Origin of the sequence: Pectobacterium betavasculorum, from assembly GCF_000749845.1 — a bacterium.
GTDB classification, from domain to species: domain Bacteria; phylum Pseudomonadota; class Gammaproteobacteria; order Enterobacterales; family Enterobacteriaceae; genus Pectobacterium; species Pectobacterium betavasculorum.
This window is the reverse complement of the sequence record NZ_JQHM01000004.1, coordinates 35,909-55,407: the sequence shown is the minus strand read 5'-3', so window position 1 is coordinate 55,407 and position 19,499 is coordinate 35,909. Positions and strand designations below refer to the sequence as shown.

General features: G+C 49.5%; 16 protein-coding genes, 1 tRNA gene and 1 pseudogene. 8 read left to right on the top strand and 10 right to left on the bottom strand.

All coding sequences use genetic code 11. The features are described 5' to 3' along the window. Positions 1 to 14 precede the first annotated feature (14 nt). The 3 genes from KP22_RS12350 to KP22_RS12340 are packed head-to-tail and all read left to right on the top strand — an operon-like array spanning position 15 to position 4,228. Entirely contained in the window at positions 15 to 788 is a 774-nt protein-coding gene (locus KP22_RS12350; RefSeq protein WP_039298307.1) for a fimbrial biogenesis chaperone, read from the top strand. 58 nt (positions 789 to 846) lie between these two features. Continuing rightward, positions 847 to 3,213, top strand: coding sequence for a fimbria/pilus outer membrane usher protein (locus KP22_RS12345; RefSeq protein ID WP_039324543.1), 2,367 nt, complete (start codon positions 847 to 849; stop codon positions 3,211 to 3,213). 4 nt (positions 3,214 to 3,217) lie between these two features. Further along, positions 3,218 to 4,228 (top strand): Csu type fimbrial protein, encoded by a 1,011-nt coding sequence (locus tag KP22_RS12340; protein ID WP_039298299.1) that lies wholly within the window; start codon positions 3,218 to 3,220, stop codon positions 4,226 to 4,228. Here KP22_RS12340 and fadJ read toward each other — a convergent pair. From fadJ to KP22_RS12325, 3 genes are all read right to left on the bottom strand, one after another. Beyond that, positions 4,221 to 6,413 (bottom strand): fatty acid oxidation complex subunit alpha FadJ, encoded by a 2,193-nt coding sequence (fadJ, locus tag KP22_RS12335; RefSeq protein ID WP_039324541.1) that lies wholly within the window; start codon positions 6,411 to 6,413, stop codon positions 4,221 to 4,223. The genes KP22_RS12340 and fadJ overlap by 8 nt on opposite strands. Further along, on the bottom strand, positions 6,410 to 7,723 hold the full coding sequence (fadI, locus tag KP22_RS12330) for an acetyl-CoA C-acyltransferase FadI (protein ID WP_039298294.1): 1,314 nt from the start codon (positions 7,721 to 7,723) through the stop codon (positions 6,410 to 6,412). Before fadI ends, fadJ begins: the two co-directional genes overlap by 4 nt. 239 nt (positions 7,724 to 7,962) lie before the next feature. Continuing rightward, positions 7,963 to 8,259 carry a YfcZ/YiiS family protein gene (locus KP22_RS12325; RefSeq protein WP_081926243.1) on the bottom strand — a complete coding sequence of 99 codons (297 nt, stop codon included), beginning with the start codon at positions 8,257 to 8,259 and terminating at the stop codon, positions 7,963 to 7,965. Between the two features lie 388 nt (positions 8,260 to 8,647). On the opposite strand from KP22_RS12325, the gene fadL reads away from it, so the two are divergent. Then, complete coding sequence (fadL, locus tag KP22_RS12320; protein WP_039298292.1) at positions 8,648 to 9,925, top strand: long-chain fatty acid transporter FadL; 1,278 nt, start codon at positions 8,648 to 8,650, stop codon at positions 9,923 to 9,925. A gap of 166 nt (positions 9,926 to 10,091) precedes the next feature. Here the strand turns inward: fadL and mqo are convergent, their stop codons facing one another. Both mqo and mlaA read right to left on the bottom strand, forming a co-directional pair. Next, the gene (gene mqo, locus KP22_RS12315) at positions 10,092 to 11,675 is read right to left on the bottom strand and encodes a malate dehydrogenase (quinone) (RefSeq protein WP_039298289.1); all 1,584 of its coding nucleotides are present in this window, start codon (positions 11,673 to 11,675) and stop codon (positions 10,092 to 10,094) included. 362 nt (positions 11,676 to 12,037) lie between these two features. Beyond that, entirely contained in the window at positions 12,038 to 12,799 is a 762-nt protein-coding gene (gene mlaA / locus KP22_RS12310; protein ID WP_039324539.1) for a phospholipid-binding lipoprotein MlaA, read from the bottom strand. A 529-nt stretch (positions 12,800 to 13,328) separates the two neighbouring features. On the opposite strand from mlaA, the gene KP22_RS12305 reads away from it, so the two are divergent. Further along, the gene (locus tag KP22_RS12305; RefSeq protein ID WP_039324537.1) at positions 13,329 to 14,267 is read left to right on the top strand and encodes a formate/nitrite transporter family protein; all 939 of its coding nucleotides are present in this window, start codon (positions 13,329 to 13,331) and stop codon (positions 14,265 to 14,267) included. A 76-nt stretch (positions 14,268 to 14,343) separates the two neighbouring features. After that, positions 14,344 to 14,418: transfer RNA gene (locus tag KP22_RS12300), tRNA-Arg, on the top strand. Positions 14,419 to 14,538: 120 nt separating this feature from the next. On the opposite strand, the gene KP22_RS23115 is transcribed toward KP22_RS12300, so the two are convergent. After that, the gene (locus tag KP22_RS23115; protein WP_483312705.1) at positions 14,539 to 14,760 is read right to left on the bottom strand and encodes a 7(1) septoil knot domain-containing protein; all 222 of its coding nucleotides are present in this window, start codon (positions 14,758 to 14,760) and stop codon (positions 14,539 to 14,541) included. A 186-nt stretch (positions 14,761 to 14,946) separates the two neighbouring features. Here KP22_RS23115 and KP22_RS12290 point away from each other — a divergent pair, with 186 nt between their 5' ends. Beyond that, positions 14,947 to 15,396, top strand: coding sequence for a GNAT family N-acetyltransferase (locus tag KP22_RS12290; RefSeq protein ID WP_039298278.1), 450 nt, complete (start codon positions 14,947 to 14,949; stop codon positions 15,394 to 15,396). 182 nt (positions 15,397 to 15,578) lie between these two features. Here KP22_RS12290 and KP22_RS12285 read toward each other — a convergent pair whose 3' ends face one another. The 3 genes from KP22_RS12285 to KP22_RS12275 form a co-directional block, all read right to left on the bottom strand. Next, positions 15,579 to 16,370 carry an NPP1 family protein gene (locus KP22_RS12285; protein ID WP_039298275.1) on the bottom strand — a complete coding sequence of 264 codons (792 nt, stop codon included), beginning with the start codon at positions 16,368 to 16,370 and terminating at the stop codon, positions 15,579 to 15,581. A gap of 219 nt (positions 16,371 to 16,589) precedes the next feature. Further along, positions 16,590 to 17,351 carry a hypothetical protein gene (locus tag KP22_RS12280; protein ID WP_039324535.1) on the bottom strand — a complete coding sequence of 254 codons (762 nt, stop codon included), beginning with the start codon at positions 17,349 to 17,351 and terminating at the stop codon, positions 16,590 to 16,592. A gap of 145 nt (positions 17,352 to 17,496) precedes the next feature. Continuing rightward, entirely contained in the window at positions 17,497 to 17,763 is a 267-nt protein-coding gene (locus KP22_RS12275; RefSeq protein WP_039298269.1) for a hypothetical protein, read from the bottom strand. 525 nt (positions 17,764 to 18,288) lie between these two features. Between KP22_RS12275 and KP22_RS12270 the strand changes: the two genes are divergently transcribed. Next, entirely contained in the window at positions 18,289 to 18,828 is a 540-nt protein-coding gene (locus tag KP22_RS12270) for a hypothetical protein (RefSeq protein WP_039298267.1), read from the top strand. A 98-nt stretch (positions 18,829 to 18,926) separates the two neighbouring features. Here the strand turns inward: KP22_RS12270 and KP22_RS12265 are convergent. Continuing rightward, positions 18,927 to 19,499: pseudogene (locus KP22_RS12265) on the bottom strand (alpha/beta hydrolase).

Below are 19,499 nucleotides of genomic sequence, written 5' to 3'. Positions count from 1 at the left end.
GGATGAAAAGGAAAATGACGTTTTTTATTCGGGCAATGGTCTTGTTGTTAAGCAGTATCAGCCTATCTTGCTTTGCCGCCAGTTCTATCCTCGTTTGGCCGATTTATCAGGTCATTGAATCAGATGAGAACAGCTCGGCGCTGTGGCTGGAAAACAAAGGCGATGCCCCCATCGGTCTACAAATCCGCATCATGTCCTGGAAGCAAATCGATTTTCAGGATCGTTATGCCGAGCAAAGTAACGTGATTGCCACACCACCATTCATGACGCTGGAACCGGGTAAGCGCAATATGATACGCCTGATTCGCGTCAACCCACCTCCCGCCAATACTGAACAGGCTTACCGCATCATCGTTGATGAGATTTCCGCGCCCTATCAACAAAATTCCCCGCAGATGGGGCTGCAATTCCAGATGCGTTATCTGTTGCCTTTGTTTCTTGATGGCCAGGGCATCTGGACACATGCTCGCCCAGATAAACGGCGTGCCGACACCCAACCTACGCTACCAGTGCTCAGTTGGAGAATCAGCGCAGTGGGTGGAAAAAACTATCTTTATGTCCGCAACCGCGGTGTGGTACATGCCCGTCTGAGCAACGTCTATTGGTCCGCCGACAGTAGCGGGAAAAGAAGCCGGACTACGTTAACCGACGGCTTTTTAGGCTATGTGCTACCGGGGCAAGAGATGCGCTGGCCGATGCCCGCAGGCATATCGACACCAGGTGCAACGATGCAACTCTTCACCCACCTGATCGATATTACCGACCCCATATTGATTAAACGCGAATGATGGAGCGAGTAACGGCAGAGGCAGGTTTATTGACCGTGTGGCCAGCGTGAGGTCGGACATGATGATCAAAATAGGTGCCTTGCCCTTGCTCATGTATGCCTCGTTTGCGCTGTTGTATTCTGCGACGATTCTCGCGGAAGAGTATACCGATCTTCCCGCCCCTCCCCGCGCCATGCCCTCGGTCAATGAAACCGTTTATTATTTAACGCTTTCTGTTAATGGGCAGAGTGATGACGAGATTATCCCTGTCACTTATCGTGCAGGAAACTATTATGTGGATGCAGCAACGCTACTTTCGAATTACGTCCACCTACCGGATCAAAGCTCGGGGCTCGTCAATGTCAGCGCGCTGCCGGAGGTCACTGCCGATTACGATCAGGCTATACAGCAGCTAAAGCTCACCGTGCCCACATCCTGGCTACCGGAGCAATCCATTGAAGGCGGAGGGCAAAACATGGAGCGTTACCCGGCCCGCAGCAGCCCTGGTTTATTATTCAACTATAACCTGTATTACACCGCCCCCAGCAGCAATTCCGATTCGCTCAGCAGTTGGATGGAGCAGCGCTTTTTCAGCCCCTACGGAACCTTATCCAATACGGGGATCTACTCTTTCACATCGGGCAGCAGTAACACACAGCAAGATGGCTATCAGCGTTTCGATACCTATTGGCGCTACAACGATAACGAACGCATGATCACCTATCAGGTTGGCGACCTGATTAGCAACTCTCTGACGTGGAGCAACTCGGTGCGTATGGGCGGCCTGCGTATCGCCCGTAATTTCGGCCTTCGCCCGGATATCGTCACCTATCCCATGCTGCAATATACCGGTACGGCCGCCGTACCCAGCACGCTGGATCTATTTATCAATGGCTATAAAGCGAACAGCACCAGCCTGAACGCCGGTCCTTTCACCCTTACGAATACGCCTTATCTGAATGGCGCAGGGGAAGCAACGGTCATTACTACGGACGCTCAGGGGAGACAGGTTTCTACCACAATCCCTTTTTACGTCTCCAACGCATTGCTGAGAGAGGGATTAAGCGATTTCGATCTGTCCGTTGGCGTTTTACGTCAGGATTATGGCGTACAGAATAATTCCTATACTAACGATCCGACCGTCAGCGGCATCTATCGGTATGGCTTGACCAATAAACTCACGATGTCGGCACATGGCGAAGCAGTGAAGGGGCTGTCTCTGCTTGGTGCAGGGGCGGATTTTACCCTCGGACGCTGGGGGACACTGAGTTCGTCCTACAGTCAGAGCGAACAGGAAGCCACCGGATACCAATACACAACGGGCTACTCCTACTACACCTCCGCATTTGGCCTGAACGTGCAACATGCCACACGCAGTGAAGAATACCGTGATTTAACGGCCATGCTCACGGGAGGTCGCCTCAGCCGGGAAAGCAATCAGGCAACAATCAGCAGCCAACTATTCGGTGCAGGTAATGGCTCGTTCGGCGTGGGTTATTTCGATATCCTCGCCTACGATTCAACCCGTACCCGCCTGCTAAATCTCTCTTTCAGCCGACAGTTGTGGCAAGGCAGCTCCCTCTATCTCGCCTTTAACAAAGCGCTGGGGGAAAACGGCTACAGCGCCCAGCTCCAGTTCGTGATGCCTTTTGGCAACAACGGCAGCGTCAATGCCGGGGTTCAGCGCGACAACAATGGCGATTATTCCCCGCGCATCGGGGTGAACCGTACAGCACCGACAGAAGGCGGGTTCGGCTGGAACGCCGCGTATGGTGCAGGAAGGACTCCCTATCATCAAGGTTCGCTGAACTGGCGCGGCCCTTATGCAATGGTAGCTGGCGGAACCTATGGCAATGCAGGAAATACCACTCAGTGGGGGGAACTGAGCGGTTCATTGATCTACATGAACGGGGGACTTTTCCCTAGTAATCGTATTAATGACGCTTTTATTGTGGTCGATACCGAGGGATATCCTGACGTCCCGGTAAGGTACGAAAACCAACTGGTGGGGAAAACCAACAAACGCGGTCATTTACTCGTGCCTTGGGTCGTGTCCAATTACCCTGCAAAAGTGGAGATCGATACGTTACAACTGCCAGCCAACGTCACTACCCCACAGGTGGAATCACGCGTGTCGGTAAAAGAAGGCAGCGGCACCGTCGTGACATTTCCCGTTCATGCCGTGCGCTCCGCCAACATTATGCTGCTCAATACGGACGGTAATCCTCTCACCATTGGCACCTGGATAACAGACGAAGCCAGCGGCAACACCACGATCAGCGGCTACGATGGCCTGGCCTACTTTACCAATCTGGGGACCGCTAACCGCTTACGCTTTAAACAAGAAGACGGACGGCTTTGCCGCGTGGCGTTCTCACTGCCGGAATCACAGACCATGATGGCGACCATCGGCCCACTTACCTGCCAGACTGACTCCAAAGGATAAAACGATGCTGACCCCGATACCGCAGATCCAGCACCTCTTCGCCACCAATCGGCAATCCGCCCGTTGGTTACCTCTGGCCTTCCTGCTGATGGCGCTGTATTACGCGCCGCTGAGCTACGCCGACTGTACGGTTCCACCAAGCTCCACCACGATCGGGCCGTATGCGTCTTCCGTTATCGGCGCTAATGGCGCTGCGCAAGTCGTCCAGTCGGGAAGCGGTTTTCGCTGTACGGGAAGTATATTGAGTTTAGTCAGCGCTAATACCATTACCGCCACGATACAGAGTGACAGTAACCCCAGCGGTGCCACCATGCGAATGCGCAGAGGAACAAGCACGGATTACGTTCCCTATAGCCTATGTATAGATTCTGGCTGTGGGACGCTCTATAACATAGGTTCTACCTACACGTGGTCCCGCACAACACTTTTGGATCTGTTCGGTCTGTTTAATTCTCCTGATGGCACCATGCCACTTTTTATCCGAACCAGTACGGGCAACAATGTTGCCGCAGGCAGTTACATGGATACGGTTACCATCAAATGGGATTATCGTATTTGTACCATTGGTATATTGGGGATTTGCTCGTATGACACGGGGACGCTGGTTTCTACCCTCAATATCACTATGAACATTACCAATGATTGCCAGATCACCAGTGCGCCGAATATCAGCTTTGGTACGGCAGCATTTCCCGCCGATTTCGCGGCGGTCAACAATAATCTCGGCGTTCTCTGCACGCGACTGGGCGCGTATACCGTCAAGCTCGTCAGCACCCATCCCGACGATGCCAATTGGCGCAGAATGACGGCAACCGTCGGTAGTACCCCCTATTACTTGCAATATCAGCTCTACCGTACCGGGAACATCGCCTGGACCGAGACTAACGATTATAGCGGGGCGGGAACAGGGATTACGCAGACTATCCCGTACACCGCCCGGATTAATGCTAGTCAGGCTAGCAAGCCTGAAGGGACATACAAAGACACCGTCACGATCAACGTCACGATCAACTAGCGCGACTGTCTTCACTGGCTAGCGGATAGAACGTCCGCTTACCTTCCCGCATCGTGAGCAAACGCTCGCAGGGTGCGAACCGATCGCCATACTGTTGTTGCAGTACCAGCAGCGTTTTCACTACCGTTTCCATCCCAAGGCGGTCCATATAGTGGAACGGGCCGCCGAGGAAAGGCGGAAAACCAATACCAAATACCGCGCCGATATCGCCGTCACGAGCACATTGAATCACCCCCTCATCCAGACAACGCGCAGCTTCATTCAACATCATCATCACGGCACGCTGGCTGATTAACGCAGGATCGATATGAGCTTTCGGCGTTACATCCAGCAACGGATAAACCGAGCTGTCCACCTCTTTCTCGTGCCAGAAACGGCGCGTTTTATTGTACCGATAAAATCCTTTGCCGTTCTTGCGCCCTTTGCGCCCGTCTTTCAGAATCGCATCAAAGGCTGGCGGGGAGGTAAAGCGATCGCCGAGTTCTTCACTCAGTACCGGTACAATTTTGGTCGCGACATCGATACCGACTTCATCCAGCAGCGCAAGCGGGCCAACGGGAAAGCCAAAACGCACCAGCGCATAATCGATCGATTCAATCGGCTCCCCTTCCAGCAGGCAGTATGCCGCTTCGTTGATATAAGGTGCCAATATGCGATTCACATAGAAACCCGCGCTGTCACCCACGACGATGGCGGTTTTTCCCTGCTTTCTCGCCAGAGCAACCGTCGTCGCAATCGTCTCGGCGCTGGTGTGCGCGTGGGGAATGACTTCAACCAGCGGCATTTTATCTACCGGGCTAAAATAGTGCAGGCCAACAACCTGCTGTGGACGACGCGCCCCCTCCGCAATCTGATGGATCGGCAACGAGGAAGTGTTTGACGCAAAAATAGTATGCGCTGCGGCATGATCTTCAACCTCCGCCACCATTTGCCGCTTCAGCGCCAGATCTTCAAAGACCGCTTCAATGACGATATCCGCATGTTCAAAACCGCGATAATCCGTACTGCCGGAGATTAACGTCATCAAACGTTGGCGCTCCGTCGGCTTCATCCGTTTACGCTGAACGCGCTTGGTCAGCAATTGCCAGTTGTATTTCAACGCATGATTAATGCCCTGCTCATTGATATCTTTAATACGTACAGGCAACTGGCCGCGCGTTGCCGTCACGCTGGCGATCCCGCCCCCCATCAACCCACCGCCGAGAATGCCGACACGGTGGATTGGCTTCGCTTCAGAGGCCGCACCGGAATTTTTCTTTAATGCGTTGGTGGCAAAGAACAAGTGGCGTAGTGCAGCAGACTCCGGCGTCATCACCAGTTTGCCAAACGCTCTCGCCTCCAGCCGATACCCTTCTTCACGACCTTTTTCTATTCCCCGACGTACCACCTGAATGATCTTTTCTGTGGCAGGATAGTTGCCATGTGTTTTCGCGCGAGTCTTACGTTTCACCATTTTGAAAAGCAAATGACGAATACCCGGACTGTTCAGCAGACGCGAACGCCAGCCTAGCGCCCCCCCCTTTCTTTTGCCTTTTTTGAGAATCTCAACGGCTGTATCCAGCAGGATATCGTACGGAACCGCCTCATCAACCAGCCCCTGCCGTAGCGCCTGCCCCGCCCGGAGATGGCGACCCGTCAGAATAAGATCTAGTGCGCTATCCAGACCAATCAGGCGTGGCAAACGCTGCGTTCCGCCTGAGCCGGGAAGGAGGCCAAGTTGCACTTCCGGTAGCCCCAGCACCGTCTTTTCATCCAGCGAGCAGACGCGATAGTCACAGGCTAATGCCAATTCCAGCCCACCACCTAAACAAGCACCGTGAATGGCAGCCACTACAGGGAAAGGCAACGCAGCAATCTGATCAAACGTTTCCTGCCCTTGCTTGGCCAGATTTTCGGCCTGCTCAGCGCTACTGCACTGGTTCAACATGGTGATATCCGCCCCGGCAATAAACGAATCAGGCTTGGCGGAAATAAAAATTAGCCCCCTGAGCGTCGCATTCTGCCGCGCCTGCTCAAAGACAGAGAGAATTTGTTCTGCAAACTCACTTTTTAGCGTGTTCACCTTCTCGCCGGGGACATCAATGTTGATCACACCGATATTGTCCGGCCGAAGGGTGAGGGAAAAAGCAGACGGACTTTCCGTTACAGACGAGGTTGCAACGGAGAAAGGCTGTTGATCGTTCATGGCGTCACCTCCAGTACCATTGCCGCGCCCAATCCGCCCGCCGCACAGGCAGTGGTTAATCCCAACCCACCACCGCGCCGACGCAGTTCATTCAGCGTCTGGGTGATCATCCTCGCGCCAGTAGCGGCGAAAGGATGCCCATAGGCAATAGACCCCCCCAGTATATTGAACTTGGCGCGATCCACCTCGCCCAGCGCGGCGTTTCTGCCCAATTGATTCCGAGCAAATTCATCGCTGGCAAACAGCTTCAGATTTGCCAACGTCTGGGCAGCAAAGGCTTCGTGCATATCAATTAATGTCAGATCGGCCAACGCCACACCCGCTCTTGCCAGCGCAAGCGGGGAAGCATAGGCAGGCCCCAACAACATATCACGCTGCACACCGATGGCGCTGAATGCATAGCTGCGCAGGTAGCCTAACGGCGTAAGCCCCAAGCTTTTGGCCTTGGACTCACTCATCATTAAGACTGCCGCCGCACCATCCGTTAGCGGTGTGCTGTTTGCAGCCGTCACCGTACCGTGTCGGCGATCGAATGCCGGACGTAAACGCGAATACTGCTCGATGGAGGAATCATGGCGCACGTTGTTATCTTCACTCAACGCTTTCTCATAAGGGGGGACGTAAGCCGTCATCACTTCATCCCGCAGCACGCCAGATTCCCAGGCCTGTGCGGCCAGTTTGTGCGAGCGATGTGCCAGTTCATCCTGCTCTTCACGCGTGATGCCGTAAGTTTTTGCCATCTGTTCAGCGGTATCGCCCATACGCAGCCCGGTGGAATACTCCGCCACGGCCGGGGCAACCGGGAGCAAATCTTTCGGACGCAGGCCGCTCAACAGCTTCAGCTTCTGGCTCAGCGTTCGAGCCTTGTTCATATCCACCAGCGTTCTGGCCAGCGCTTTACTGACGCCAATCGGCAGCACGGAAGAGGAATCTGCCCCTCCGGCAATACCAACTTCAACGGTTCCCGCCATAATACTTTCCGCCACATTGGCGACAGCCTGAAAGCTGGTGGCGCAGGCGCGTGAAACACTATAGGCATCGGTATGCACACTCATGCCCGTGCCGAGCACGATCTCTCTGGCGATATTCGGTGCTTCAGGCATTTGGACTACCTGCCCGAACACCAGTAGTTCGATTACTTCAGGATCGATACCAGTTCGGACCAGTAATTCACTGGTGACAAGCTTCCCTAGCTCGATGGCAGGTACGCCATGGTAGGCCGTTGCCTGCCGGGCAAATGGGGTGCGTAATCCGCTCACGAACGCAATGCGATCGCCACGGCGGGTTATCAGAGGTAATACCTCGCTCATAAACGCTCCTGTTAACCGAAAATAAAGTACGCGCACAACAGGTCAGACCTGATTTTATTGTTAACCAGATAGTTACATTACGCAAAGCCGCGCAACATAAAAGTGTGAAGAGCATGCAAGTAGCTGCGAACAAAGATGGAGAAACGGCAAGAAGCGAAGCGAAAAACAGAGGTCAAGCGATGGTTAGGGAAAGTAAGCAATAAACAGGAGCCGCGAAAGGACTCCTGCCGACACAAAAATTAACGCAGGCCGAGCTGGAAAATCATCGTTTCAGCCTGACAGCTGAACGTAAAATCAATGTCCAGCTTAACGCCGCCGTCTACGTCTTCCAGCGTGCTGGCGATTTCGCAAGGTTCAGACTCTACCGCGCGCGCTTTTTCCGTCAGGGCCGCCAATGTCGCTTCCGCGTCAGAACGATCGCCGAACACTTTGCTGTAAGATGCGGTGCAATCTGTGTTATCCATGATTGTGCCGACATCGACACAGCAGCAGGCTGCGGTTTCTTCAGCACTACATTTATTGATTACGTTCGTCATGATGCTTTCCTCTTAAGACTTAAGACGCGGGAGATTTGATCCAGTTCAAAAATTTTTATCTTCCTTATATTTTACTCCCTCATCCCAAAGCAGTACCAGCACTTCATGCCAACCGGTAATTTTAGTGATATCAGTCACATTAATGTGTTGTTGCACAGTAAAGACCGAGTAATACCTCCTCACACAAATTAACTAAAACGTTAAGCAGATCTAAATTCTGCATCATTTTGGAAATATTTATAATACATAAGCGCAACATTATCGTATTCCCAACTTATACTTTGCCAACTGGTCTGATTTGTCAGGCTGAGTGCGCCCCCTACAATGCGCGTCCCTTGTTACCCCGTGTAACAACGTTAAATAACAAGCATATAAAGAGGTTTTGGTCATGAGCCAGAAAAACCTGTTCAAACAATCTACAATTGCTGTTGCGGTGGCTCTGTTTTCAGCAAATGTATCCGCGGCTGGTTTCCAGCTTAATGAGTATTCATCATCTGGCCTGGGACGCGCGTTTTCTGGTGAAGGTGCCGTAGCCGACAATGCAGCCTCTGGCAGCCGCAACCCGGCAACGATGACCATGTTTGACCGCCCATCGTTTTCCGGTGGTGTCACCTATATCAACCCGGATATTGATATCAGTGGTTCAAGTTCATCTGGGCAAAATGCTGATGCAAAAAATATCGCACCGCATGCCTGGGTGCCGAACCTGCATTTTATTATGCCGCTGAACGAACAATGGGCGATTGGTGCTTCTGCGGTAACCAACTATGGTCTGGCGACTGAGTTTAATGACAACTATGTAGCTGGCTCTATCGGCGGTCAAACCGATCTGCTGACCTCAAACCTGAACCTGAGCGCCGCCTACCGTCTGAACCAGCATTTCAGCTTTGGTTTAGGTGTTAACGCCGTCTATGCCGATGCTAAGTTTGTGCGTCATGCTGGGGAACTGTCCGCTGCATTTCCTCCTGCTCTAGGGGTGACTTCCCGTACAGAAATATCACGTATGGAAGGTAAAGAGTGGGGCTACGGCTGGAACGCCGGCATCCTGTACGAAGTAGATGAAAACAATCGCATCGGCCTAACCTACCGCTCTAAAGTCGATATCGACTTTAACGGTGATTACAGCAGTGAGTTGCCCGTACCTGCCGGTACTGGTGGCAGCGTTATTCCGGGTAAGTTAACACTCAACCTGCCGGAAATGTGGGAAGCCTCAGCCTATCATCGCGTAGCGCCAAAATGGGCGGTACACTACAGCCTGACCTACACCAGTTGGAGCCAGTTCCAAGAGCTGAAAGCGACAGGCAGCAATGGGCAGATCCTGTTTCAGAAAGAGGAAGGGTTCCGTGACGCCTATCGTATCGCTCTCGGCACCACCTACTATCACGACGATAACTGGACGTTCCGTGGTGGTATCGCGTTTGATGACAGCCCGGTACCGGCCAACAGACGTTCTATCTCCATCCCCGACCAGGACCGTTTCTGGCTGAGCGCAGGTACTACCTATGCGTTTAACAAAGATGCCTCTGTTGATGTTGGCGTGTCCTACATGCATGGTAAAAAAGTTACCATCACCGAACAAGGCCCGACTCCAACGTCTCCAACGTACAACTTTAGCTCTGAGGGGAAAGCCTGGCTGTACGGCGTAAACTTCAACTATGCGTTCTAATCACGTACGGATTTCTAAAGAAGCGGCGTTCTGATTGCTATCAGTCAGAACGTAAAAAAGCAGATAAGGTAACTTACCTGCTTTTTTATTGTCCGTATGTACCTAAGTGAAGACACAAAAAAGGCCGCTTTCGCGGCCTTGCATTCTCTGCATCGGTTAATGCTGATTACTCAGGTTTAACCTCAATATAATCCAGACCCAGCGTGCTGCTGGTGTAGCTACGGATTTTATTGGTCATTTCAATATTACCGTCCAGCTTCTGACCATAAGACGGAACAATCTCTTTCAGTTTGCTCTGCCATTCCGGCGTCGCAACTTTATCTTTAAACACTTTTTCCAACAGGCTCAGCATAATCGGCGCCGCGGTAGAAGCCCCCGGAGAGGCGCCCAGCAGTGCAGCAACCGAACCGTCCTGCGAACTGACGATCTCGGTGCCCAGTTTCAGTACGCCACCTTTCTCATCATCTTTCTTGATAACCTGAACACGCTGCCCCGCAATCGTCAATCTCCAGTCTTCTTTCTTCGCGTTCGGGAAGTATTCCTGCAACGACGCAAAGCGGTCATCGTCATCCATCATGACCTGACCGATCAGATATTTCACCAGATCGAAGTTATCCAGACCGACGTGCGTCATCGGCATCACGTTAGAGAAGGTCACAGAGCCGATCAGATCCCACAGCGAACCGTTTTTCAGGAACTTACTGGAGAAGGTAGCAAACGGCCCGAACAGTAGGACTGGCTTGCCGTCAAAAATACGGGTGTCCAAATGAGGAACGGACATCGGTGGCGCCCCCACAGAAGCTTTACCGTACACTTTCGCCATGTGACGTTTAACTATTTCCGGGTTTTCTGTCACCAGGAATTCGCCGCCAACCGGGAAGCCACCATATAGATCGGCTTCAGGAATACCCGTTTTCTGCAATAGTTGCAGTGCCGCCCCACCCGCACCGATAAAGACGAATTTCGCCTTGATCACGCTCTCTTTTTCACCGTTCTTCAGATCGGCGTAAGTCACGCTCCAGGTATTGTCCGCATTACGTTTGATATCACGAACTTCGGAATTCAGGTGCAGCGCAAAGTTGGACTTGGTTTTCATCGCGCCAACCAACTGACGCGTGATTTCACCATAGTTCACGTCGGTACCAATAGGCATGCGCGTCGCGGCAATCTTCTGAGCCGGATCGCGCCCTTCCATCACCAGCGGAGCCCACTCTTTGATCGTATTAGGATCGTCAGAGAACTCCATGCCACGGTATAGCGTGCTGTGCTGCATCGCATCATAGCGGTGTTTCAGGAAGGTTGTATTCTCATCACCCCAGACAAAGCTGATGTGCGGCACGCTGTTGATGAAAGAATGCGGATTACTCAGCACACCATTTTTCACCTGATAGGACCAAAATTGGCGAGATATTTCAAATGCTTCGGTGATTTCCAGCGCTTTGCTGATATTGATAGGGCCATCGGGATTGTCCGGCGTATAGTTGAGTTCCATGAAGGCTGAGTGACCCGTACCGGCATTATTCCAGCCGTTAGAACTCTCTTCCGCCACGTTATCCATACGCTCAACCATGTCGATAGACCAGTCTGGTTGCAGCTCCTGTAAATACACGCCCAGCGTAGCGCTCATAATGCCCCCGCCGATCAGTACCACATCCGTTGTCTTCTCTGTCGTTTTAGCATCTTCAGCCATCGCCAGTGGGGCGCTAACCACCACGCTCAGGCAGAAGAACATAGCAAGTAGTTTTTTCATGCTTATATCTCTATTTTTATAAGTGCAGGTAAATAGCATTCCAGGCATTCATTAACACGTAGACGCGCAACTATGAGTAAAAAGCATCATTCTTATGACCTTTTTGTTAATCACTTTGCTAACAAAAAAATCAGCACGCTGACACATTTCAGCCACGATGCACATCCGAACAGGTTAACGACGTTACATTATTGTTATCTGACGGCAGGAAATAAATTTTAGTAAGTAAATAAATGAACAACAAACCAATAACCTTTAAGAAACAAGCCACAAAATCATCATGGTAAAAGTAAGTTTAGCAGTGTTTTATAAAAGCAAAAGGCACCCGAAGGTGCCTTTGAAATTCGGGATAATGCGCAACGCTATTTCGCTGAATCGATCTCATCGAGCGAGTCTTCAATCGAGGCGGCATTCGGGTTCTGCTGCGGGGTCACTTGCCCATCGCTGGCAAGGAAATCGTGCCGCTGGAAATAAGCTTCACGTATCATCAGGTAAGGATCGGAAGAATTACGCAGCAAACCATCGGAATCCAACAGTTGTGCTCGTGTTTCCAGTCCCTCGATAGCCCATTTGCCCGCCGACATCCAGAACGTCAGATAGCTCAGCATCGGATACAGCGTATCCACAACGCCACCGCCGTCTTCACGCGGTGTCACGCTACCGTAGCCAGGCAAAACCACATAAGGCCCATAACCCACACCATAATTCCCCAATGTGCTACCAAAGCGACGAGACTCTTCTTTCGCCAGTTTAGGATTCGCCATGGATGCTACATCAATCAGGCCGCCCATCCCAAGCAAGGTATTCAGGAAGAAGCGGTTAAAGTGAATCATCGCTTTATACGGTTTACCTTCAACGAAGTAGTTTACCATCGTCGCAGGCTCTTCCAGGTTGCTGAAGAAGTTCCCCAGCCCGTTACGCGCGGGCGTCGGCACATAATCGCGCCAGGCAACAGCCGCCGGACGGACTACATAAGGATCCAGTACGTCATAGTTGAAGTTAAACATGGTACGGTTAAAGCCTTCAAGCGGATCAGAACGTCCTTCTTGAGTACGATCCCCGGAACTGGCGCAGCCGATCAGCAACACGCTGGCAAACACCACCCCACTCAGGCGGTAATTCATATCTGTTCTCCCTGATTTATAGTGCGCTATACCCGTCATACTTCACATTGCGTGTGTGTTGGTTACGTTCACTCACCCGAATCACTTACTTGAGTAAGCTCATCGGGATTCCTTCACTTACCGCCGGCCCGCAACGCGAATTATTTAGGGTATATACCCGCGACCGAAAATGGGTATTCCCAGTATCAGTCCCAGCCTATCAGGCTAAGCGACAATGACGGGATATCGACCAACAGTGTAACATTTTATTGATCTATCGCTACGTTGGCTTACGCATTACTACATTTTCAGAGGTTTGCCATGTTTTCTTATAGGGGAAACGTGCGCTCGCAATCCAGCGTGGACAACAGCGCAGTATTGTATTGTTCCTCTCACAGCATAGCACTGCCAGCCTAAATCAGTGGGTAACGCAACATCATCCCATATTGTAAAAACTGACTACGCTTATCATCGGGGTGTCGGTGCATACACCCGTAACTTCAGTTCCATTACCCAAGCGTTAACCAGCCCGATCGTCGAGAGGATCGTTATGAACCCGTCTTCAGAATCCAGACAAACCTTCCAAGAGAAAGAAAAAGACGTTGCGGTAGAGAGTGACGAAAGCATGCAGGGAAAAGCGATCAATGTTGACGAAGAGCATTTACCCTCCCCTGCTGCCGCCATCCATGAAGAGATTCGTCAGGAAGGACAGAAGGAGCTAGAGCGCGATGCGATAGCATTATTGTGGTCGGCGATCGCGGCGGGAATCTCCATGGGAACGTCATTCATGGCTGTCGGCATGCTCCACAACCATCTGGTTGGCGTGCCCGGCCACTTTCTGCTGGAGTGTTTCGGTTACACCATCGGCTTTGTGATTGTCATTATGGCGCGCCAGCAGCTGTTTACCGAAAACACAGTTACGGCGGTGCTTCCTATCATGCATAAACCAACGCGCAGTAATTTCTATTTGCTCGGTCGATTATGGTTCGCCGTACTGACAGGCAACCTGATCGGAACAGCCTTGGCTGCCCTCGCTTTTACCTATATGCCCGTTTTTGATGGCGAAACGCGGGAGGCATTAGTCGACATCGCCATGAAAGTCATGAAAAACTCACCGACGGAAATGTTCGCCAATGCCGTTGTTTCTGGCTGGATTATTGCCACTATGGTCTGGATGCTGCCCCGCGCTTACTCTGCCAAACTGTGGATTATCATCATCATGACCTGGATGATTGCTTTCAGTGACCTCACCCACATCGTGGCGGGCGCCTCAGAAATTTTCTATCTTGTGTTCATTGGCCACATCCCCTGGCAGGCATTCATTTGGCCGTTTGCCTTACCCACGCTGGCGGGGAATATTATCGGCGGCACCTTTATTTTCGCACTCATCAGCCATGCTCAAATTCGCAATGACATGAACGGTTCATCCCAGACCAAAAACAAAAAGGCTGATGAGAATGATGGAAAAGAACACCGGCAAAAACGCTGATTGCCGACACTTTGAGCAAACGCACCGTTAAGTGCTTATTCTCAGTGAAAAAATGCGTATAATGACCACGCTTCACGTCTCCGTAGTTAAACGGATATAACAAGCCCCTCCTAAGGGCTAGTTACTGGTTCGATTCCAGTCGGGGACACCATTCATACTTCTCAAAGTGCTTAATAAACTCTATTTTTCCCTATAAAATCATAAAATTAAATCATATCCGTTGTCGGCTAAAAACTACGATGTTGTACCAACATAGGCATAAGAATGCCGCTTATCGTTGGCTTGGGCCGGGGAAATTATCGACGAGTCTAATTTTGAAGTCAGGGTGAGCGTCAACAATCTGAATTTTAAAATCAGGAAAGTTATCAACAATTTTCCATTGCCCTGCTCGGTTAGCAAACGCGGTAACTTCTTCTACTCTAAGGTGTTCCGTGTGCGTTGGCAATCTGCGCCCTATAGTCTGGAAACGAATCAACAATTTGAATTCTTCCATACACTTTAGATACATCGACAGCAAGGGAGAATGGCGAGAAAAGAACAGAGCAACGCTAAACCTAAAGATCCCATACTTACTTCCTTGATTTATATGTATTCCTGAAGATTATTTCATGGTAACTATCTAATTTTGTCAATATAGATAGATGCTCACACAACGTTCACCTAACAATACGGAGGTTATATGGAATGTCGCGATATCCCGCTTCGTCTGGCTACGCCGGAGGACGAGCGGTTCCTGTTTGAGCTTCGCCGTGCAACAATGGATGAACATCTTCAAAGAGCTGGCGTTATTGCTGATGATTCGGCGCACTGGCAGCGAATAAAATATCATTATAATGACGCCTATATTGTCCTGATGGGAGCTCAACGCATTGGATTATTCAAGCGACATAAGGGCGACAATGCGTGGATTATTATACAAATCCAGATTTTACCGGCCTACCAGGGACAGGGCATCGCGGCGTGGTTATTAAAAACATTTTTACAGCAAGCGGATGAAGCCAATGTCCCCGTTACGCTGAGTGTTTTGAAAGGCAACAGGGCAATAACGCTCTACCAACGCTTAGGTTTTAAGATCATTGATAGTACTGATAACGCATTAAAGATGAAACGTAGCCAACGTTTACTATAATTTTAGAGTGTCATCCCCTTCGTAGGGTAAATATCTTTCCTGTCCACTATTTCTCATGCATTACTGCCCCAATCAGTAATGAGAAGCCAACATTAAAAGGTTTCAATACATTGAGAAGCGAAAAATAGGAGAATATCCCACAATAGAAAGAGGTATGTTTGACCATACCTCTCTTATTATGATTATTTCGATGCCGTTATGCTGGTATCTGTAAATTCTGGATACCCAGCAGGGCGGCCATTATTCAGATTATTCAGGAAATTATTATCTTTAAGAGGAATCGAAGCTGAACCATAGTTAAAGGCATTTAATCGATTACGTAACTCTTGATTATTAATGCCATCGCCATACAGGGAGTACCAGCTGATAATGTCTGGCGTGACAAATTTTCTATACGGATTTTCTGCTTCTTCATTAGTTTTGGAGAAACGGAAAGCATGGGTTAATGCACCATCTTTGTGATAAACAAATTTCAGATGACCATCTTGCTTGTCGATACTTGATGCATCTTTGGTCGTTAATTTACCATGTGCGCTGTAGCTACCATGTGTCACGACACCATTTTTAGTCCAGATAGCGACATGCTCCCAATCATGGCGGTGGCCTGAATTTACACCCTCTAGTATTTGGTCTTTTAAAAAGTAGAGTGCATAGAAGTTACCACAATAGTTCGAACCAGCAGAATTAACACAGGCGTATCGGTGCAAGGTATTTGATGAGTCAAGAAAGTTACCCCATCGGCACCCCCCCGTTATACTGCCTGTGGGTTTCAACCCACCGTTCTGTGCACCGTTACGACTTACCCCGGCGCTGGGAAAGCAGCCATCCGTATCAAAGTCAAATACTGGCGCAATCACTCGTGCATCAATTCCTGATGGAAAAGCTTGATTCAACTTAGGGAAATTATCTGCATGTGAAGAAAAAGTGGCGAACAACATTGAGAAGACCAGAATTGTTTTCTTTCCCGAAAGCATATTAGCTCCTTTAGCAAAAAATAGTCCTTTTAAACCGACACCATCAGTAGTCAAGAAATATAACCATGATGAAAGTGTAAGAGAGAACACTTTTAACAAGAAAGAAGAAAAAATAAAAATCATTTATTTAAAACAATAAATTAAAATATATTTAGCCTGCAAAACAATGCATTAGTTTTATATATAACAACAATGAAATATTGTAATAAATTAGAGTATCTATTCGCTCACCACGTCATAATGCTGACTTGTCGCATCAAAACGATACTCCAGTAGAATATCGCCCCCACCGTGGGAATAGCAGTTTAACGTAATGCTACGGTTATCCACACCGTTCTCAATATTCATATAAATTGGGGTCATAAAAAAACCAAACTGGCATTGCTGAAAATCCGGCTTGAGAAGCTGATCGACATTACCACTCTTCTTGTTGATCGCCTTAATGTCTTCAACAACCACTCCCGTCTCGCTGTTTTGATACACCCCAATGAAACTATGCGTCGCCGTTTGCCCCCAGAAGGGAATATCAACCTGCCCGTCTAACTTTGCGGGCTGCTCGCTATCGTCAAAAGATGCCACACGTCGCAAGTTAACATCATAACGTGCTTTTCCATTTGACCACTCACCACGGAGTTCTTCCCCTATCTCCGTCAATTTAAACGGGCAGTGGGTCGTATCGATACCAGACTTAACGCCCTGAATGATGTATTTATCATAATCCTGCGGGGTATGGATTTCACAGATCTCAAGTGATGTTTCCGAGAATCGCCCATACAGAGGGATAGGCGCTCGATATTTATCGTAAAAGTAGCTCCCGAGCAGATTTTTATCTTGGTCAATGCTGTACTTCTGTAATGAAAAATGTACCGGATAAGGCCCAATATGGCCTTCATAACTGCTCACAACATACCAGCCAGCATGCGCTCCCCATGTTGCCGCCCACAGTCCACAGGCTATTAAAGTTGATACCGCGACTCTCATACATTCACCCTGTCTACCCGTCATATTTCAAACCGCATGTGCGTTGGCTGTTGTGAAACTTGCGTTATTTAGTGTATTAATCACGAAATCGAATCGTTCAAAAACGATACGTAGCTTCACCGGTACGTAGCTTCAATGTGTCAGGCTAATCATGGTGGCAACAGGGACAGGTTTCTACCTCGGACACGGTCATAGCCGTTGTTCCCTCACTCTCCCATTCGACACGCACAGGCTGCCTTTCAGGCCCTGAGTAGTGCAAATACTTATTAACCGGGCTTTCCGTCATACCGGTAATCACCTCAGTAGCAATAAGATCGTCACCAATAAATACGCGAGCTGTCGCCTGTGACGCTTCGCGCGTTTCGCCGGATTGCCGATACAAATAGTTAACCGTCAATTTAATACTGGGCATAGCGTTTCTTAACAGGACAAAGATAAGGAAAACAGTGTATCGCGTTCCCCTGCTCTTGTAGAGCACATACACTGCGAGAGGTATCACTCAATCACGCTAATGCCATGATAATTTTATATTCTTTAAAAATTAAGAGAGTTGGTCACATAAGATCGCACGGTTGGTAATGAAAAATTTAAATCTTATGCCTTTTGGATATTAATGAAGCAAAAAAAACAGCCGATACCTTTTGCGATAGGGTGTTTTTTAATGCAATTGCATTTTGCATAAATGGTGTTTGGCATAAATACTGTTTTACATTAATCGTGTTCTGACCGAACCATTTCATCAACGTCATAGTGTTGAACAATAGAAAATTATGCTCAGCAGATTGATACCATTTCCAAGGTAGACAATTAACCTGCTTGTGTTGATGGCCTAAATTTCAACGACTGCGGCATTAGTGCATAGGGTTTTAACACACTGAAGTAACTCACTGGTAAAAACCATTACCAGCATTAAATAGCTATAAGAAGGAGTTATACTGTGGTAATTCCAGATATTCAAATTGTGAGTTCGACAACCCCGGCTACCATGCCTCCTATTGGCGCCGCTGCCAACCCGACTGTCGTTGCAGCCATCAGTCCGGGGAATAAAACAGACACATCAGCCAACTCCGACTCTCAGAATATGCCGGGCTCGAACGAGAGCACCAAAGTCACGCTATCTTCCCAAAAGAAACGTGCCACTGAAGAGAAAGATGTCACTCCACCTGAACAGATTAAGGCACAGCAGAAAGCCGCCACTGAATACTCTCTGGCGATGACAGGTATTCCTTTGTACAACGGTAAGCTAATCTCCGTGATTAAGTACCCAGATGGTAACTCTGAAATGTTTGATGCCTTCACTGGGCAGCGCATCACACAAGAAGATGTGGCACTCATGGGAGCGCTTCATAGCTCCGGTGGTGAACAGGTACTACATTTTGAGAGTAAAACATCTTATAGCAATTTATCTGCGGCAGAGGTTTATCAGCAGATTCAAGAAATGCTGCATGGTTCAGGCGAGCAAGAAGAGATTTCTTAATAATAAATAAATGCCAAGACAAATAAACGTATTGTCCTGGCATTAAAGAAAAATATAACATTATATTAATAATATGAGTATTTGATGGAACTGGCCGGTTAACGATTAGCAATGAGTACTTCGGAAAACTCAGCTAATCTTGCCAGGCCATATTCCCAGGGACCAAACCCCGCTTCTGCATTAATATGTCCAGCTTCCCCTACATCAACCAGTTCGCTGTCCCACGCCTGCGCCCAGTATTGGGCGCGAGTAAAACTCATCAGCGGATCGTTATGGCTGGCAAAGGTCAGCGTTGGAACCGACAGCGGTGCAGCCTGAATGCGATCATCAATCTCAAAGCGCATAGGCTCTGCTGGTGCCACCAGCATGACACCCGCCCTCCCTTCCTGGCCTTGCTGCACAATATGGCAGGCGGCCAGCGCGACGAAGCTGTGACCGATTAGAACCACAGGCTGTGTACAGACGCTGAGCTCACGACGGATCGCCAACACCCAGCGGTCCAGATCGGCCTGATACCATTCTCGTTGGCGTATACGGTGCCAATGAGGAAAACGCTGTTCTCAATGGCTTTGCCAGTGCTCGTCATCACTGTCCCGCAATCCCGGCACCAGCACCATCGTTAGCTGCTGGCTCACTTCCGTCAGCCGCCGATCGATTTCTGTTGTCTGCAT

Coding starts and splice junctions, on each gene's coding strand:
- KP22_RS12350 (WP_039298307.1), top strand. CDS start 15: ATGACGTTTTTTATTCGGGCAATGGTCTTGTTGTTAAGCAGTATCAGC.
- KP22_RS12345 (WP_039324543.1), top strand. CDS start 847: ATGATGATCAAAATAGGTGCCTTGCCCTTGCTCATGTATGCCTCGTTT.
- KP22_RS12340 (WP_039298299.1), top strand. CDS start 3,218: ATGCTGACCCCGATACCGCAGATCCAGCACCTCTTCGCCACCAATCGG.
- fadJ (WP_039324541.1), bottom strand. CDS start 6,413: ATGAACGATCAACAGCCTTTCTCCGTTGCAACCTCGTCTGTAACGGAA.
- fadI (WP_039298294.1), bottom strand. CDS start 7,723: ATGAGCGAGGTATTACCTCTGATAACCCGCCGTGGCGATCGCATTGCG.
- KP22_RS12325 (WP_081926243.1), bottom strand. CDS start 8,259: ATGACGAACGTAATCAATAAATGTAGTGCTGAAGAAACCGCAGCCTGC.
- fadL (WP_039298292.1), top strand. CDS start 8,648: ATGAGCCAGAAAAACCTGTTCAAACAATCTACAATTGCTGTTGCGGTG.
- mqo (WP_039298289.1), bottom strand. CDS start 11,675: ATGAAAAAACTACTTGCTATGTTCTTCTGCCTGAGCGTGGTGGTTAGC.
- mlaA (WP_039324539.1), bottom strand. CDS start 12,799: ATGAATTACCGCCTGAGTGGGGTGGTGTTTGCCAGCGTGTTGCTGATC.
- KP22_RS12305 (WP_039324537.1), top strand. CDS start 13,329: ATGAACCCGTCTTCAGAATCCAGACAAACCTTCCAAGAGAAAGAAAAA.
- KP22_RS23115 (WP_483312705.1), bottom strand. CDS start 14,760: ATGGAAGAATTCAAATTGTTGATTCGTTTCCAGACTATAGGGCGCAGA.
- KP22_RS12290 (WP_039298278.1), top strand. CDS start 14,947: ATGGAATGTCGCGATATCCCGCTTCGTCTGGCTACGCCGGAGGACGAG.
- KP22_RS12285 (WP_039298275.1), bottom strand. CDS start 16,370: ATGCTTTCGGGAAAGAAAACAATTCTGGTCTTCTCAATGTTGTTCGCC.
- KP22_RS12280 (WP_039324535.1), bottom strand. CDS start 17,351: ATGAGAGTCGCGGTATCAACTTTAATAGCCTGTGGACTGTGGGCGGCA.
- KP22_RS12275 (WP_039298269.1), bottom strand. CDS start 17,763: ATGCCCAGTATTAAATTGACGGTTAACTATTTGTATCGGCAATCCGGC.